At 72.2% G+C, this 14,944-nt stretch carries 11 protein-coding genes and 3 tRNA genes; 10 read left to right on the forward strand and 4 right to left on the reverse strand.

The features are described from left to right. The first annotated feature begins 180 nt into the window (after positions 1 to 180). Positions 181 to 1,815 carry a citramalate synthase gene (gene cimA / locus ACL03H_RS10750; protein WP_412811007.1) on the forward strand — a complete coding sequence of 545 codons (1,635 nt, stop codon included), beginning with the start codon at positions 181 to 183 and terminating at the stop codon, positions 1,813 to 1,815. A 98-nt stretch (positions 1,816 to 1,913) separates the two neighbouring features. Next, positions 1,914 to 2,690, forward strand: coding sequence for a fumarylacetoacetate hydrolase family protein (locus tag ACL03H_RS10755; RefSeq protein ID WP_412811008.1), 777 nt, complete (start codon positions 1,914 to 1,916; stop codon positions 2,688 to 2,690). A 95-nt stretch (positions 2,691 to 2,785) separates the two neighbouring features. Here the strand turns inward: ACL03H_RS10755 and ACL03H_RS10760 are convergent, their stop codons facing one another. Next, on the reverse strand, positions 2,786 to 4,021 hold the full coding sequence (locus ACL03H_RS10760) for an FAD-dependent oxidoreductase (protein WP_412811009.1): 1,236 nt from the start codon (positions 4,019 to 4,021) through the stop codon (positions 2,786 to 2,788). Between the two features lie 137 nt (positions 4,022 to 4,158). Between ACL03H_RS10760 and gltX the strand changes: the two genes are divergently transcribed. From gltX to ACL03H_RS10785, 5 genes are all read left to right on the forward strand, one after another. Further along, complete coding sequence (gene gltX, locus ACL03H_RS10765) at positions 4,159 to 5,685, forward strand: glutamate--tRNA ligase (protein WP_412811010.1); 1,527 nt, start codon at positions 4,159 to 4,161, stop codon at positions 5,683 to 5,685. A gap of 142 nt (positions 5,686 to 5,827) precedes the next feature. Further along, the gene (locus tag ACL03H_RS10770) at positions 5,828 to 6,634 is read left to right on the forward strand and encodes an HAD family hydrolase (protein ID WP_412811011.1); all 807 of its coding nucleotides are present in this window, start codon (positions 5,828 to 5,830) and stop codon (positions 6,632 to 6,634) included. Between the two features lie 194 nt (positions 6,635 to 6,828). Then, positions 6,829 to 6,900, forward strand: a tRNA-Gln gene (locus tag ACL03H_RS10775). A 31-nt stretch (positions 6,901 to 6,931) separates the two neighbouring features. After that, a tRNA-Glu gene (locus tag ACL03H_RS10780) sits at positions 6,932 to 7,004 on the forward strand. Between the two features lie 447 nt (positions 7,005 to 7,451). Next, positions 7,452 to 7,524: transfer RNA gene (locus tag ACL03H_RS10785), tRNA-Glu, on the forward strand. 133 nt (positions 7,525 to 7,657) lie between these two features. Here the strand turns inward: ACL03H_RS10785 and ACL03H_RS10790 are convergent. Next, positions 7,658 to 8,359, reverse strand: a complete 702-nt coding sequence (locus ACL03H_RS10790; RefSeq protein ID WP_412811012.1) for an IclR family transcriptional regulator — start codon at positions 8,357 to 8,359, stop codon at positions 7,658 to 7,660. A 97-nt stretch (positions 8,360 to 8,456) separates the two neighbouring features. Here ACL03H_RS10790 and leuC point away from each other — a divergent pair, with 97 nt between their 5' ends. From leuC to ACL03H_RS10805, 3 genes are all read left to right on the forward strand, one after another. Beyond that, on the forward strand, positions 8,457 to 9,860 hold the full coding sequence (gene leuC / locus ACL03H_RS10795; RefSeq protein WP_412811013.1) for a 3-isopropylmalate dehydratase large subunit: 1,404 nt from the start codon (positions 8,457 to 8,459) through the stop codon (positions 9,858 to 9,860). A 26-nt stretch (positions 9,861 to 9,886) separates the two neighbouring features. After that, positions 9,887 to 10,489 (forward strand): 3-isopropylmalate dehydratase small subunit, encoded by a 603-nt coding sequence (gene leuD / locus ACL03H_RS10800; protein WP_412811014.1) that lies wholly within the window; start codon positions 9,887 to 9,889, stop codon positions 10,487 to 10,489. A 228-nt stretch (positions 10,490 to 10,717) separates the two neighbouring features. Further along, the gene (locus ACL03H_RS10805) at positions 10,718 to 11,593 is read left to right on the forward strand and encodes an HU family DNA-binding protein (protein ID WP_412811015.1); all 876 of its coding nucleotides are present in this window, start codon (positions 10,718 to 10,720) and stop codon (positions 11,591 to 11,593) included. Positions 11,594 to 11,818: 225 nt separating this feature from the next. Here the strand turns inward: ACL03H_RS10805 and ACL03H_RS10810 are convergent, their stop codons facing one another. Together ACL03H_RS10810 and ACL03H_RS10815 are read right to left on the reverse strand one after the other, a co-directional pair. Next, the gene (locus ACL03H_RS10810) at positions 11,819 to 12,826 is read right to left on the reverse strand and encodes an NUDIX hydrolase (RefSeq protein WP_412811016.1); all 1,008 of its coding nucleotides are present in this window, start codon (positions 12,824 to 12,826) and stop codon (positions 11,819 to 11,821) included. Next, entirely contained in the window at positions 12,823 to 14,925 is a 2,103-nt protein-coding gene (locus ACL03H_RS10815) for an RNA degradosome polyphosphate kinase (protein WP_412811017.1), read from the reverse strand. The genes ACL03H_RS10810 and ACL03H_RS10815 overlap by 4 nt, the downstream gene beginning before the upstream one ends. Positions 14,926 to 14,944 lie beyond the last annotated feature (19 nt).

Raw genomic sequence — 14,944 nt, forward strand, 5'->3', positions numbered from 1 at the left:
GGCAGCATTCGGGCGTGGCCACCAGCACCACGATCATTATCGAGCCGCGCGCCGGGTGAACGACTCCGCACCCCCGGCGCGCAGACCTCTCGCATCCGCGGGAGGTCTTTTTCGTGTCCGGCCCCGGTCGGACCGCGGCAGGCGTGAGGACCGAGGACCCGCGACCGACAGGAGAGACCAGTGACCCGCACGACCCCGGCCGGAACCCCCCTGGGCGACGGCTTCCACGTCTACGACACGACGCTGCGCGACGGCGCCCAGCGGGAGGGCATCTCCTACTCGGTCCAGGACAAGATCGCGGTGGCCCGGCTGCTGGACTCGCTCGGCGTCGGGTTCATCGAGGGCGGCTGGCCCGGCGCGCTGCCCAAGGACACCGAGTTCTTCGCCCGCGCGGCCGCCGGGGAGCTCGAACTCCGGCACGCCGCCCTCGTCGCCTTCGGCGCCACCCGCCGCGCGGGCGCGAAGGCGCACGAGGACCCGCAGGTGCAGGCGTTGCTGGCCTCCGGCGCCCCGGTGGTCACCCTGGTCGCCAAGGCCGACCGCAGGCACGTCGAACGCGCGCTGCGCACCTCCGCCGAGGAGAACCGCGCGATGATCGCCGACACCGTCCGGCACCTGGTGGGGGAGGGGCGGCGGGTGTTCGTGGACGCCGAGCACTTCTTCGACGGCTACGCCCACGACCCGGACTGCGCGCTGCGGGTGCTGGAGTCCGCGGTGACCGCGGGCGCCGAGGTGGCGGTGCTGTGCGACACCAACGGCGGGCAGCTGCCCACCGGGCTCGCGGACACCGTGCGGGAGGTGGTGGCGCGCACCGGTTTCCGGGTCGGGATCCACTGCCAGGACGACACCTCCTGCGCGGTCGCCAACACGGTCGCCGCGGTGCAGGCGGGCGCCACCCACGTGCAGTGCACCGCGAACGGGTACGGGGAGCGCGCGGGCAACGCCGACCTGTTCGCGGTGCTGGGCAACCTCGCGACCAAGCTGGAGATGCCGGTGCTGCCGGAGGGCGGACTCGGCGAGCTCACCCGCGTCTCGCACGCGCTCGCCGAGATCGCCAACCTCGCCCCGGACACCCACCAGGCCTACGTGGGCGCCTCCACCTTCGCGCACAAGGCGGGACTGCACGCCAGCGCGATCAAGGTGGATCCGGAGCTCTACAACCACCTCGACCCGGCCGAGGTGGGCAACCGGATGCGGGTGCTGGTCACCGAGATGGCCGGGCGGGCGAGCCTGGAGCTCAAGGGCGCCGAGCTCGGCCTCGACCTGTCCGGGGCGCCGGAAGCGGTGAGCGGCGCGGTGCGCAGGGTCAAGGAGCTGGAGGCGCGCGGGTGGTCCTTCGAGGCCGCCGACGCCTCCCTGGAGCTGCTGCTGCGCCGCGAGCTCAGCGCGGCGGGAGCGGCGGACGCGGAGGCGGCCGTCCCGTTCGAGCTGGAGTCCTACCGGGTGCTGCTGGACCACCGGCCGGACGGCGCCGCCGTCTCGGAGGCCACCGTGAAGGTGCACGTCGCCGGGTCCAGGGTGATCGCCACCGCCGAGGGCAACGGTCCGGTGAACGCGCTGGACGCGGCGCTGCGCGAGGCCCTGGTGCCGCACCTGCCGTGGCTGCGGGAGGTGGCGCTGGTGGACTACAAGGTGCGCATCCTCACCGACGCATCCGGCACCGACGCGGTGACGCGGGTGCTGGTGGAGTCCCGGGACGACCACGAGGAGTGGACCACCGTCGGCGTGCACGGCAGCATCGTCGAGGCGAGCTGGCTCGCGCTGCGCGACGCCCTCGCGTACAAGGCGTTGCGCCGCAAGGCGATCGCGGGCTGACCGGATCCGGGACCGGCCGCCGCGACCGCCTAGGCTTGTCCGGTCCGCCCCGCTCCGGGGCGGGCCGCGAAGCAACCGGGAACGAAAAGAGGTCCGCCGTGCGCCTGGCCCGAGTCGCCCACTCCGACGGGGTGTCGTTCGTCGCGCTGGAACCCGATCCGTCCGCGCCGCAGGAGAAGGTGCTGGCCATCGAGATCGACCAGCACCCGTTCGGCGACCCCACCTTCACCGGGCGCAAGTGGCCGATGGCCGATGTCCGGCTGCTCGCCCCGATCCTGCCCAGCAAGGTGATCTGCGTCGGCAAGAACTACGCCGCGCACGCGCAGGAGATGGGCGGGGAGGCGCCGCGGGACCCGGTCATCTTCATGAAGCCGTCCACCTCGGTCACCAGCCCCAACGCGCCGATCAAGCTGCCGCCGAACTCGGAGCGGGTGGACTACGAGGGCGAGCTGGCCGTCGTCATCGGCCAGCCCTGCAAGGACGTGCCGGAGGCGCGCGGCACCGACGTGGTGCTGGGCTACACGATCGCCAACGACGTCACCGCCCGCGACCAGCAGCAGGCCGACGGGCAGTGGACCCGGGCGAAGGGCTACGACACGTTCTGCCCGCTGGGGCCGTGGATCGACACCGCCGTGGATCCCGCCGACCTCGAGCTGCGCACGGAGCTCGACGGGGAGCTCAAGCAGCGGTCGCGGACCTCGCTGATGCTGCACGACGTCGCGGGCCTGGTCTCCTGGGTCTCGCGGATCATGACGCTGCTGCCCGGTGACGTGATCCTCACCGGCACGCCGGAGGGCGTCGGCCCGGTGAAGTCCGGGCAGAGCGTCTCGGTCTCCATCGACGGCCTCGGCACCCTGACGAACCCGGTGCAGTGACGAACCCGGTGCAGTGACGCGCTCCCCGCGCCGCGGTCGTTCCCGCCCGGCGAGACGTCCCGCCCGCGCGGTCCGGCCGCGCGGGCGGGACGTCGTCACCGCCGGACGGCCGCGCGAGGCGGGCGTTCGCGGAGCGCGCCGTAGGCGAGCAGGTAGGGCGGGATCGCCCGCAGCAGCGGCAGCCGGGTGAGCAGCCGCAGCGGCAGCGGGAGCCTGCCGCTGCCGGAGAAGTCGAGCTCGCCGCGCAGCCCCGGGGCCACCACGTTCCGGTGCAGCACCTGCTGCAATCCCTGGATCAGCACCGTGGTGGGCCAGCGCCGCCGCTGCACGGCCACCACGTGCCGGCGCCGCAGCCGTCCCTCCCGCAGCGGTCCCGCCAGGTGCCGCGCCGCGGCCACCGCGTCCTGCACCGCGAGGTTGATCCCGATCCCGCCGACCGGCGACATCGCGTGCGCCGCGTCCCCGATGCACAGCAGCCCCGGCAGGTGCCACTTGCCGAGCCGGTCCAGCGTGACGTGCAGCAGCTTCACGTCGTCCCAGCCGCCGACCAGCTCGCGCCCGTCGTCGAGCCACGGCGCCATCCGCCGCAGCCGCGCGTTGAAGTCCTCGACCGGCCCGGTGCGGCCCCTCGCGTCGGTGCCCTTCTCGATGACGGACGCGATCTGGTAGTAGTCGCCGCGGTCGATCATCGCGGCGAACGACCGCTCCCGCACCAGCCCGATCAGCCCCGCCGGGTCCCGAGGGCGGCGCGGCACCCGGAACCAGCGCACGTCCATCGGGGTGGGGAAGTCCCGCAGCCCCAGTTCCGGCAGCCGCCGCACGGGTGAGTCCCGCCCGTCGCAGGCGACGGTGAGGTCCGCGCACAGCTCACCGGTGCCGCCGTCCGCGTCCCGGTAGCGCACCCCGCGGACCCGGCCGCCCTCCCGGATCAGCTCGGTCACCTCCGTGCGCATCCGCAGCGCGAACGAGCTCTCGCGCCGCGCCTCGCGGGCGAGCAGGTCCAGCAGGTCCCACTGCGGTACCAGCGCCACGTAGGCGTACTTGATCGGCAGCAGCCGGAAGTCGCCGATGGTGAGGAACCGGCCGTCCGAGCCGACCGGCAGCCGCACCTGCTCCACCTTGCGCTGCGGGAGCGCGGCGAACTCCTCGGCCAGCCCCAGGTCGTCGAGCAGCTGCAGGGTCGTCGGGTGCACGGTGTCGCCCCGGAAGTCCCGCAGGAAGTCGCCGTGCTTCTCCAAGACGGTCACCCGCACGCCGGACCTGGCCAGCAGCAGGCCCAGCACCATCCCCGCCGGGCCACCGCCGATGATGCAGCAGGTCGTGCGCTCCATCGCGATCACTCCCAACCACGGCTCCGCGCGCCGCCGTGCCCTCGGACCAGTATTCAACGGTTGTTGAATAACTTCAGGGTGCTCCCGCCGGACTCGCTGGTCAAGCACCCCTGGCGGCCCGATATGGTGGGCCGGTCATGAGCACGCCAGAGTTCGCCACCCCAGCGCCAGGATCCGCCCCGCTCCCCGGAGGCGCGGCCTCCGGAACCGTGCGAGCGCGGTTCTGCCCCTCGCCCACCGGCACGCCGCACGTCGGACTGATCCGCACCGCCCTCTACAACTGGGCGTTCGCGCGGCACCACGGCGGCACCTTGGTCTTCCGGATCGAGGACACCGACGCCAGCCGCGACAGCCAGGAGTCCTACGACGCGCTGCTCGACGCGCTGCGCTGGCTCGGGCTCGACTGGGACGAAGGTCCCGAGGTCGGCGGCGAGCACGGCCCGTACCGGCAGAGCGAGCGCAAGGAGATCTACGCCGACATCGCCCAGCGCCTGCTGGCCGCCGGCGAGCTCTACGAGGCGTTCTCCACGCCCGAGGAGGTCGAGGCCAGGCACCGCGCCGCCGGCCGCGACCCCAAGCTCGGCTACGACAACTTCGACCGCGACCTCACCGACGAGCAGAAGGCCGCGCACCGCGCCGAAGGCCGCACCCCGGTGCTGCGGCTGCGGATGCCCGAGCACGACATCACGTTCACCGACCTCGTCCGCGGCGAGATCACCTTCCGGGCGGGCACCGTGCCCGACCCGGTGCTGATCCGGGGCAACGGGGACGCGCTCTACACGCTCACGAACCCCGTCGACGACGCGCTGATGAAGATCACTCACGTGCTGCGCGGGGAGGACCTGCTGTCCTCCACGCCGCGCCAGATCGCGCTCTACGAGGCGCTGCGGCGCATCGGCGTCACCGACTTCACCCCCGAGTTCGGCCACCTGCCGTTCGTGATGGGGGAGGGGAACAAGAAGCTCTCCAAGCGCGACCCGCAGGCGGATCTGTTCCACCACCGCGACCGCGGCTTCCTGCCGGAGGGGCTGCTGAACTACCTCGCGCTGCTCGGCTGGTCCATCGCCGACGACCGCGACGTGTTCAGCCTCGACGAGATGGTCGAGGCCTTCGACATCGGCCGGGTCAGCGGCAATCCCGCCCGCTTCGACCAGAAGAAGGCCGACGCGATCAACTCCGCGCACCTGCGGGCGCTGGCGCCGGACGACTTCGTGGGGCGCGTGGTGCCGTACCTCATCGCGGGCGGCGTGCTCGACGCCGAACCCACCGAGCAGCAGCTCACCACCGTGCGGGCCGCCGCCCCGCTCGTGCAGGAGCGGCTCATCGTCCTCTCCGACGCGGTCGGCATGATGCGGTTCCTGTTCGCGGGCGCGGACTTCCAACCGGAGCCCGAGTCCGCGGCCAAGGCCCTCGGCCCGGACGCCCGCCCCGTGCTGGAGGCCGCCATCGGCGCGCTGGAAGCCCTTCCCGGGTGGACGACCGAGGCGATCGAGGCGGCGCTCAAGGAGTCCGTCGTGGACGGACTCGGGATCAAGCCGCGCAAGGCGTTCGCGCCCGTCCGCGTCGCCATCAGCGGCCGGACCGTCTCACCGCCGCTCTACGAATCCATGGAGCTGCTCGGCCGCGAGGTCTCGCTGGACCGGCTCCGGCGGGCGCTGGGCTGATCAGCAGCACGGTTCCGGCGACCGGGTGATGTCCGCAGTGGACCTCACCCGGTACCGCGGCCGCCACTAAACCGTGTCAGGCCAACCACAATCACCGGCTTGGCCGAGTCGGGCGCGCCGGGCGACCACCTAGCCTCTCGGAGTGACATCCGCGCCGCACCTCCCCGCACCTGAGCCAGGCCGCATCAAGGCCGTGTGCCTGGACATCGACGACACCCTCCTCGACAACGCCGCCTCCTCCCGCCTCGGCCTGCGCGCTCTCATCGGCAACGACGCCGCCTGGCCCGTGTGGCGGCACACCACGGAGGAGCACTACGCGCGGTACGTCGCGGGCGAACTGGACTTCGAGCGGATGTGCCGCGAGCGCACCCGCGCGTTCTTCGCCGCCTTCGGCGAGCGGCTCACCGAGGAGGAAGCCGCCGCCCGCGAGGACTACCGGATGACCGCCATGCAGGCCGCCTGGCGGCTGTTCGACGACGCCCTGCCCTGCCTGGAGTGGATGCGCGCCAGCGGCCTGCAGCTCGCCGTCATCACCAACGCCCCCGGCGCCTACCAGCGCCTGAAGATCAGCCGAACCGGTCTGGCGGGATCGTTCGACAGCATGCTGATCTCCGGCGAACTCGGGGTCGCCAAGCCGGATCCGCGGATCTTCCACGCCGCCTGCGCCGCCCTCGACGCGGCGCCGCACGAGGTCGTGCACGTCGGCGACCGGCTCGACACCGACGCCCTCGGCGCCACCGACGCGGGGCTGCACGGCGTCTGGCTCAACCGGAACGGGACCGAGCACGCGCCACCTCCCGGGGTGTCCATGATCACCAGTCTCGCGGAGCTGCCCGAGCTGCTGGTCTGCGAACTGCCCTTCGCCCCGATCCCCGTCCGGGGCGGTGGCACCGGAAGCGCGGTCCCGGGTCCGCGCGAGGCGGACGGACTGGGCGCCCTCGCGCATTGATCGAGCTCGGCCCGCGACGTCCACCCGCGACTCCGCCCGGAACCCGCCGCGACCAGCACGATCGGCGGAACGGGGGGGTGCTGCGACGGCCGCGCGGGCCATGCTCTACTATTTTCATCAGCGAGGCGGACAGCGGAACAAGCGCCGGACTTCCCCCAGGGGTCCGAAGCGAAATCGCTGAAAACCGAAGCCGATGGGGTATGGTGTAATCGGCAGCACGACTGATTCTGGTTCAGTTAGTCTAGGTTCGAGTCCTGGTACCCCAGCGGAACGATCCGCACGGATCGTTCGTTCTAGGGCCCCGTCGTCTAGCGGCCTAGGACGCCGGCCTCTCACGCCGGTAGCGCGGGTTCGAATCCCGTCGGGGCTACTTCCGCGTGTTCAGTCCCCCACCTCGTTGAGGTGGGGGACTTTTCCGTGTTCGTCTTCGTCTGGGGGGCGACCCCCCAGGCCCCCGCGTGGGGCTCGCGCTTCGCGCTTCGCTGGGCTCGCGCTTCGCGCATCGCGGTTCACGGATCGTGGGTCGGGGGGCTCGCGCTTTGCGCATCGGGGGTTTGCGCTTCGGGGGCCGTGGGTCGGAGGTTGGGGCTTCGCGGTTCGGGGGTTTGCGCTTCGGGGATCGTGGATCGGGGGGGGCTTTGGGTTCGCGTATTGGGGGTGGCTTACCTGGGGTGTGGTTTGTGCTTTGGGGGTGGGGATCGCGGTTTGCTGGGGGTGCGGTTGGGGGTTCGTCGTGGTTCTCGGGGTGGGATCGGGATTCGCGGGGGGTGGGTGCTGGAGGGTTTTCGGGGTGTTGTAGAGTTCTCCATGTCGCTGAGGTCCCGTCGTCTAGCGGCCTAGGACACCGGCCTCTCACGCCGGTAGCGCGGGTTCGAATCCCGTCGGGACTACGCTCGAGGCCCCCACTCCTCCGGAGTGGGGGCCTCTTCGTTCGTCCGGGGGTTCCTCGCCCCGTGTCGCCCCGCGGTTCGGGTGAGGACCGCGACCGGGAGGGACAGCGCCTTCCCGGTTCCGCTCGCGCGATCACAGGCGGTTCTGCAGGCCCTCCGTGGCGGCCAGGAGATCCGCCGCCCAGCGGGCGCCCGGCCTCCTGCCGATCCGGTCGACGGGCCCCGAGACGGAGATGGCCGCCACCACCGCTCCCTGGGAATCCCGGACCGGGGCCGAGACGCTGGCCACCCCGGACTCCCGCTCCGCGACGCTCTGGGCCCAGCCCCGCCTGCGGACCTCCAGGAGGGTCCGCTCGCCGAAGACCGCCTCGGCCAGGACCGCGCGCTGGGTGGCCGCGTCCGCCCAGGCCGCGAGGACCTTCGCGCCCGAGCCGGCCACCATCGGCAGCGACGACCCCACCGGGACCGTGTCCCGCAGACCGCTCGGCGGCTCGGCCGACGCGATGCACAGGCGCTGCATCCCGTCCCGCCGGTACAGCTGCACGCTCTCGCCCGTGATGTCCCGCAGCTTGGGCAGCACCGTCGACGCCGCCTCCAGCAGCGGATCCACCGCGCCGCCGGCCAGCTCCGCCAGGGCGGCGCCGGGACGCCACCTGCCGTCCGACCCGCGGCGCAGCAGGCGGTGCACCTCCAGGCCCACCGCGAGCCGGTGCGCCGTCGCCCGGGGCAGGCCGGTGCGACCGCACAGCTCCGTCAAGCCGCACGGCTCCTCCGCGACGGCCTGCAGTACGGCCACTGCCTTGTCCAACACTCCGATGCCGCTATGCTGTCCCACGTACCGATACTAACTTCTCGGAATCTGAGAAGTCCACTCTATGGGACAGTGCCCCGGACACCGGGGTGCGACCACCACACCTCGTTGGGGAGGAGCGATGGGCAACACGCTCGCGGAGAAGGTCTGGGACGGCCACATCGTGCGCCGGGGCGAAGGCCACGAACCCGATCTGCTCTACATCGACCTCCACCTCGTGCACGAGGTCACCAGCCCGCAGGCCTTCGAGGGGCTCCGGCTAGCGGGCCGCCAGGTCCGCAGGCCCGACCTCACGATCGCCACCGAAGACCACAACGTGCCCACCACCGGGATCGACCTGCCGATCGCCGACCCGGTGTCCCGCACGCAGGTGGACACCCTGCGGCGCAACTGCGAGGAGTTCGGCGTCCGCCTGCACCCGATGGGCGACGCCGAGCAGGGCATCGTGCACGTGGTGGGGCCGCAGCTCGGGCTCACCCAGCCCGGCACCACCGTGGTGTGCGGCGACAGCCACACCTCCACGCACGGCGCGTTCGGCGCGCTCGCCTTCGGCATCGGCACCTCGGAGGTCGAGCACGTGCTCGCCACCCAGACCCTGCCGCTGCGCCCGTTCCGGACGATGGCCGTCAACGTCGAGGGCGCGCTGCGGCCCGGCGTCACGGCCAAGGACATCATCCTCGCGGTCATCGCGAAGATCGGCACCGGCGGCGGTCAGGGCTACGTCCTGGAGTACCGGGGCGAGGCGATCCGGCAGCTGTCCATGGAAGCCCGGATGACCATCTGCAACATGTCCATCGAGGCGGGCGCCCGAGCCGGGATGATCGCCCCGGACGAGACCACCTTCGACTACCTCCGCGGTCGGCCGCACGCGCCGGAAGGCGCGGACTGGGACGCCGCCGTCGAGCACTGGAAGACGCTGCGCACCGACGACGACGCCGAGTTCGACGCCGAGGTGACCCTGGACGCCGACGAGCTCACCCCGTTCGTCACCTGGGGGACCAACCCCGGTCAGGGCCTGCCGCTGGGCGAGCGCGTCCCCGACCCGGCGGACATCGCCGACGACGCGGAGCGCTACGCGGTCGAGAAGGCGCTGGACTACATGGGCCTCCAGGGCGGCACCCCGCTGCGCGAGGTCGCCGTGGACACCGTCTTCCTCGGCTCCTGCACCAACGGGCGGATCGAGGACCTGCGGGCGGCAGCGGCCGTCCTGGGCGGGCGCAAGCTGGCCCAGGACGTGCGGATGCTGGTCGTGCCCGGGTCGATGAAGGTGCGGTTGCAGGCCGAGTCCGAGGGGCTGCACGAGGTCTTCTCCGCCGCCGGCGCGGAATGGCGCTCGGCGGGCTGCTCGATGTGCCTGGGCATGAATCCCGACCAGCTCACCCCCGGCGAGCGCAGCGCCTCCACCTCGAACCGCAACTTCGAGGGCAGGCAGGGCAAGGGCGGGCGAACCCACCTGGTGTCGCCGCTGGTCGCGGCCGCCACCGCCGTCCGGGGAACCCTGTCCTCGCCCGAAGACCTCGACTGACCCGCCACCATTCGCGAGGAGGAGCGATGGAACCCTTCACCGAGCACACCGGCGTCGGCGTCCCGCTGCGGCGGTCCAACGTGGACACCGATCAGATCATCCCCGCCGTGTACCTCAAGCGGGTCGCGCGCACCGGTTTCGAGGACGCCCTGTTCGCCGCGTGGCGCGGTGACGAGACCTTCGTGCTGAACCAGGACGCCTTCCGCGGCGGCAGCGTGCTCGTCGCGGGGCCCGATTTCGGCACCGGATCGTCCCGGGAACACGCGGTCTGGGCGCTCAAGGACTACGGCTTCCGGGTGGTCATCTCCTCCCGGTTCGCCGACATCTTCCGCGGCAACTCCGGCAAGCAGGGACTGCTCGCGGCCGAGTGCGCGCAGTCCGATGTGGAACTGCTCTGGAAGCTGCTGGAGAACGAGCCGGGCACCGAGGTGACCGTCGATCTGCGGGAGCGGACGGTCCGGGCGAAGGACCTCACCGTCTCGTTCGACATCGACGACTACACCCGTTGGCGGTTGCTGGAAGGCCTCGACGACATCGGTTTGACGCTGCGCCACGCCGAGACGATCGACACGTACGAAAAAACCCGTCCCGCCTTCAAGCCGACGACCCTGCCCGCGAGAACGGCCTGACCAGATCCGGCCGCGACGCCGATTTTCCTTTCTGCGCAGGGGAAAAGAGGCGTCGCGGCCGGTGTTCACAACCTCACCGGGAAACCGGCGCGACGAGCCCCGAGCGGCCGAAAGCCCCACGCCCCAACGAAAAAATGGGGCGTGGCGAATGGCATTCGGCAACTCGGGGCTTTACCGTGGGTTTTGAGTCGGCCCGACGGGGCCGTTGTTGTCCTGGGAGGGACTGAAGTGAACAAGGCCCAACTCATCGAGGCACTCGCGGAACGCCTCGGCGACAAGAAGACCGCCAGTCAGGCGGTGGAAGGCGTCGTGGACCTCATCGTCCGCAACGTCAACAAGGGCGAAAAGGTCAACATCACCGGCTTCGGTGTCTTCGAGAAGCGCGCTCGTGCCGCCCGCACCGCGCGCAACCCGCGCACCGGCGAGGCCGTCAAGGTGAAGAAGACCAACGTCCCGGCCTTCCGCGCCGGAACCCAGTTCAAGGAAGTCGTGGGCGGCAGCCGGAAACTGCCCCGCGCGACGGCCGCGAAGTCGGCGGGCACCAAGTCCGCGGGCACCCGCGCGACCGCCACCAAGACGGCGGGCACCGGCCGCACCGCGGCCAAGTCCACCGCGACCGCCAAGGCTCCGGCCACCAAGTCCGCGGGCACCCGCAGCACGGCGAAGACCGCCGCCGCGGCGAAGACCGCGCCGAAGAAGGCCGCCGCCACGCGGTCCAGCGCGAAGCCGGCCGCCACCAAGGCCGCGCCGAAGGCCGCCGCGGGCACCAAGGCCGCCACCGCGGCGAAGTCGACCGCAGCCAAGGCGCCCGCCGCCAAGTCGACCGCTGCCAAGGCGGCCCCGAAGGCGACGGCGGCCAAGAGCACCGCCACCAAGGCGCCCGCCGCCAAGGCGACCGCCACCAAGACCGCCGCGAGCAAGCCGGCGGCGACCAAGGCGGCGCCGAAGAAGGCCGCCACCACCAAGGCCGCGCCGAAGGCGAGCGCCTCGAAGTCCACCGCCAAGTCCTCGACCGCGAAGACCTCCGCGGCCAAGACCACCGGCTCGACCTCGACCGCCAAGGCCTCCACCGGCGGAACCACGCGCAAGACCGCCAAGAAGTGAGCGTTCGCCGCCTGAGCGAGCCGAACTTCACCGGCGCGCGCGGGTGGCGGCACCGCTCACCGCGCAGCCTCACCCGCGCCCCGCGCGGTGGCAGGGCGGCGTGCGCCCCCGGTTCCCCGGCGGGGACCGCGGGCCCGCGGCGCCCGGCCTGCTCTCAGCGATGATCCCGGCGCGATCGCGATGGCGATCGGGCCGGGATCATCGCCGTTCCGGCCCCGGGCGGTCTCACTTCCCCGAGGGATCCGCCAGGTAGGCCGCCGAGATCAGGCGCAGCCGGGGACCGGAGCCGTTGCCGGTGTCGCCGCCCCGGTCGAACCGCAGCGCCCACACGCTGCCCTTGGCGCTGGAGACCTCGCGGCCCACCAGCTGCCGCGCGGCCGCCAGCCCGTCCGGGTGCGCGGCCGCCGCTTCCGCCAGCCGCGTCACCAGATCCGGGATCACCCCGCCCTGGCTGCACACCACCGCCGTGCCCTTCCCAGCCGCGATGCGCAGCAGCCTGTCCACGCCCGAGGCGGGATCGGCCCGGTAGCCCTCCTCGGACAGCAGCGGCTCGGCGGCCACCTCGATGCCCAGATCCTCCGCCAGCGGCCGCACCGTCTCCTCGCAGCGCAGCCGCGGTGCCGCGTAGACCCGCTCCGGGCCGAACAGCGGCAGCCAGGAGCTCAGCGCGTCCCGCTGCCTGCGGCCGGTGCCCGACAGCGGGCGCCGGGTGTCGTCGTCGCCGTCGAACTCCGCGCGCCGCCCCGCCTTCGCGTGCCGCACCAGCAGCAAGGTCACCGGATCCGCGGGCAGCGCGGCGAACTCGTCGAGCACCCGCGCGTCCTGCCAGTAGCTCAGCAGCTCCCGGGCCTTCGCCAGGCCCGTCCACACGAGCTCGTCCACCTCGTCGTTCGGCGCGAAGGCGCCGTCGGCGACGCGGGCGCTGAAGTAGTCGACCCGCTTCCCGGTCCGTCCGGCCCCCTTCGGGACCTCGTAGCGCACCCGGCGCAGGAAACCGGAGAGCACGCAGCCGAAACCGGTCTCCTCCCGGACCTCCCGCACCGCGGCGTGCGCGGAGGTCTCGCCCGGGTCCAGCTTCCCCTTGGGCAGCGACCAGTCGTCGTAGCGCGGCCGGTGGACCACGGCCACCTCGGGCGTCCCGCCCGGGCCCGGGCGCCACAGCACCGCGCCCGCGGCGCGGATCGTGATCTCCCGGCCCGGCGGCAGTCGTTCGGGTTCGTGCTGAGCAGTCATGACACCTTCGCCCCGTGCAGGCGCAACATCTCCGCCTGGTGATCGCGCACCTGCTCCCCGCTGCGGGGGGAGGCCTCCCAGTCGCCGTCGGCGTTGAGCACCCAGCACCGGGTCGACGGGTGCAGCGCCGAGGAGAACATCCCGTCGAGCTGCTCGGTCAGCTTCGGGTCCACCACCCGAACCTGCGCCTCGATCCGGCGGTCCAGGTTGCGGTGCATCATGTCCGCGCTGCCGATCCAGCGCTCGTCGATGCCGACGAAGTGGAACACCCGGGAGTGCTCCAGGAACCGCCCCAGGATCGAGCGGACCTCGATGTTCTCGCTGAGGCCCGGAACCCCGGCCCGCAGCGAGCAGATCCCGCGCACCACGATCCGGATCGGCACGCCCGCCAGCGAGGCCCGGTAGAGCGCGTCGATGATCTGCTCGTCGACGAGCGAGTTCACCTTCATCCGGATCCCGCACGGCTCCCCGGCGCGGGCGCGGGCCGCCTCCGCCTCGACGCGCTCCACGATGCCGAGCCGGATCCCGTGCGGGGACACCAGGATCCGCCGGTAGGTGCCGTGCCGGGCGTAGCCGGTGAGCACGTTGAACAGGTCGGTGAGGTCCGCGCCCACCTCGGGCGCCGCCGTGAGCAGCCCCAGGTCCTCGTAGGCCCGGGCCGTCTTCGGGTTGTAGTTGCCGGTGCCCAGGTGGCAGTAGCGGCGGATCGCGGAGCCCTCCTGGCGGACCACCAGCGCCGTCTTGCAGTGCGTCTTCAGCCCCACCAGGCCGTAGACCACGTGCACGCCCGCGCGCTCCAGCGTCCGCGCCCACTGGATGTTCGCCTGCTCGTCGAAGCGCGCCTTCAGCTCGACCAGCGCCACGACCTGCTTGCCCGCCTCCGCCGCGTCGATGAGCGCGTTGACGATCGGGGAATCACCCGAGGTGCGGTAGAGCGTCTGCTTGATCGCGAGCACGTGCGGGTCGGCCGCCGCCTGCTCGATGAACCGCTGCACCGAGGTCGAGAAGGCGTCGTAGGGGTGGTGCACCAGCACGTCGCCCTCGCGAAGCGTCGCGAAGATGCTCTTCGGCGTCTGGCCCTCCGCGAAGACGGGGTGGGTGGCCGGGACGAAGGGCGGGTTCTTCAGCTCCGGGCGGTGCAGCTTCTCCAGCTGGAACAGGCAGGAGAGGTCGAGCAGCCCGGGAACCTCGACCACGTCGTGCGCGTCGACCTCCAGCTCCCGCAGCAGGAGCTCCAGCATCGTCTCGCTCATCGTGTCGGTGACCTCCAGGCGAACCGGCGGGCCGAACCGGCGGCGCGCCAGCTCCCGCTCCATCGCCTGCAGCAGGTCCTCGTCGCGGTCCTCCTCGACCTCCAGGTCCGCGTTCCGCGTCACCCGGAAGATGTGGTGGTCGCTGATGTCCATGCCGGGGAAGAGGTTGCTCAGGTGCGCGGCGATGAGCTCCTCCAGCGGCAGGAAGGTCGCCCGCTCGTTCTCCCGGTCCGCCTCCACCCGGATCAGCCGGGGAACGTTGTCCGGCACCTTCACCCTGGCGAAGCGGCGCAGGCCCTCCTCCGGATCGCTCACGGTCACCGCCAGGTTGAGCGAGAGGCCCGAGATGTAGGGGAAGGGGTGCGCCGGGTCCACCGCCAGCGGGGTGAGCACCGGGAAGATGTGGTCCGCGAAGTAGCGGCCCAGCACGTGCCGCTCGGGCGCGTCGAGCTGCTCCCAGCGCAGGATCCGGATCCCGTTGGCCTCCAGTTCCGGTACCAGCTCGTCGAGGAAGGTCCGGCCCAGCTTCTTGGTGAGCTCCTGGTTCCGCGTGGCGATCCTGGTCAGCTGCTCGTGCGGGGTGAGCCCGTCGGCGCTGCGGACCGAGAGACCGGTCTCCTCGCGCCGCTTCAGGCCCGCGACGCGGACCATGTAGAACTCGTCCAGGTTGGAGGCGAAGATCGCCAGGAACCTGGCGCGCTCCAGCGCCGGCTGCGAGGGATCTTCGGCGACGGCCAGCACCCTGGCGTTGAAGTCCAGCCAGGACAGCTCGCGGTTCAGGTAGCGGTTGTCCGGCAGGTCGGTGCTGGCGGCCGCGCGGGTCACGGCCGGGGGAGCGGCGGGCACCCGGGCGCCGTCGCCGTTC

Origin of the sequence: Saccharopolyspora antibiotica, assembly GCF_047200635.1 — a bacterium.
In the GTDB taxonomy this organism is placed as follows: domain Bacteria; phylum Actinomycetota; class Actinomycetes; order Mycobacteriales; family Pseudonocardiaceae; genus Saccharopolyspora_C.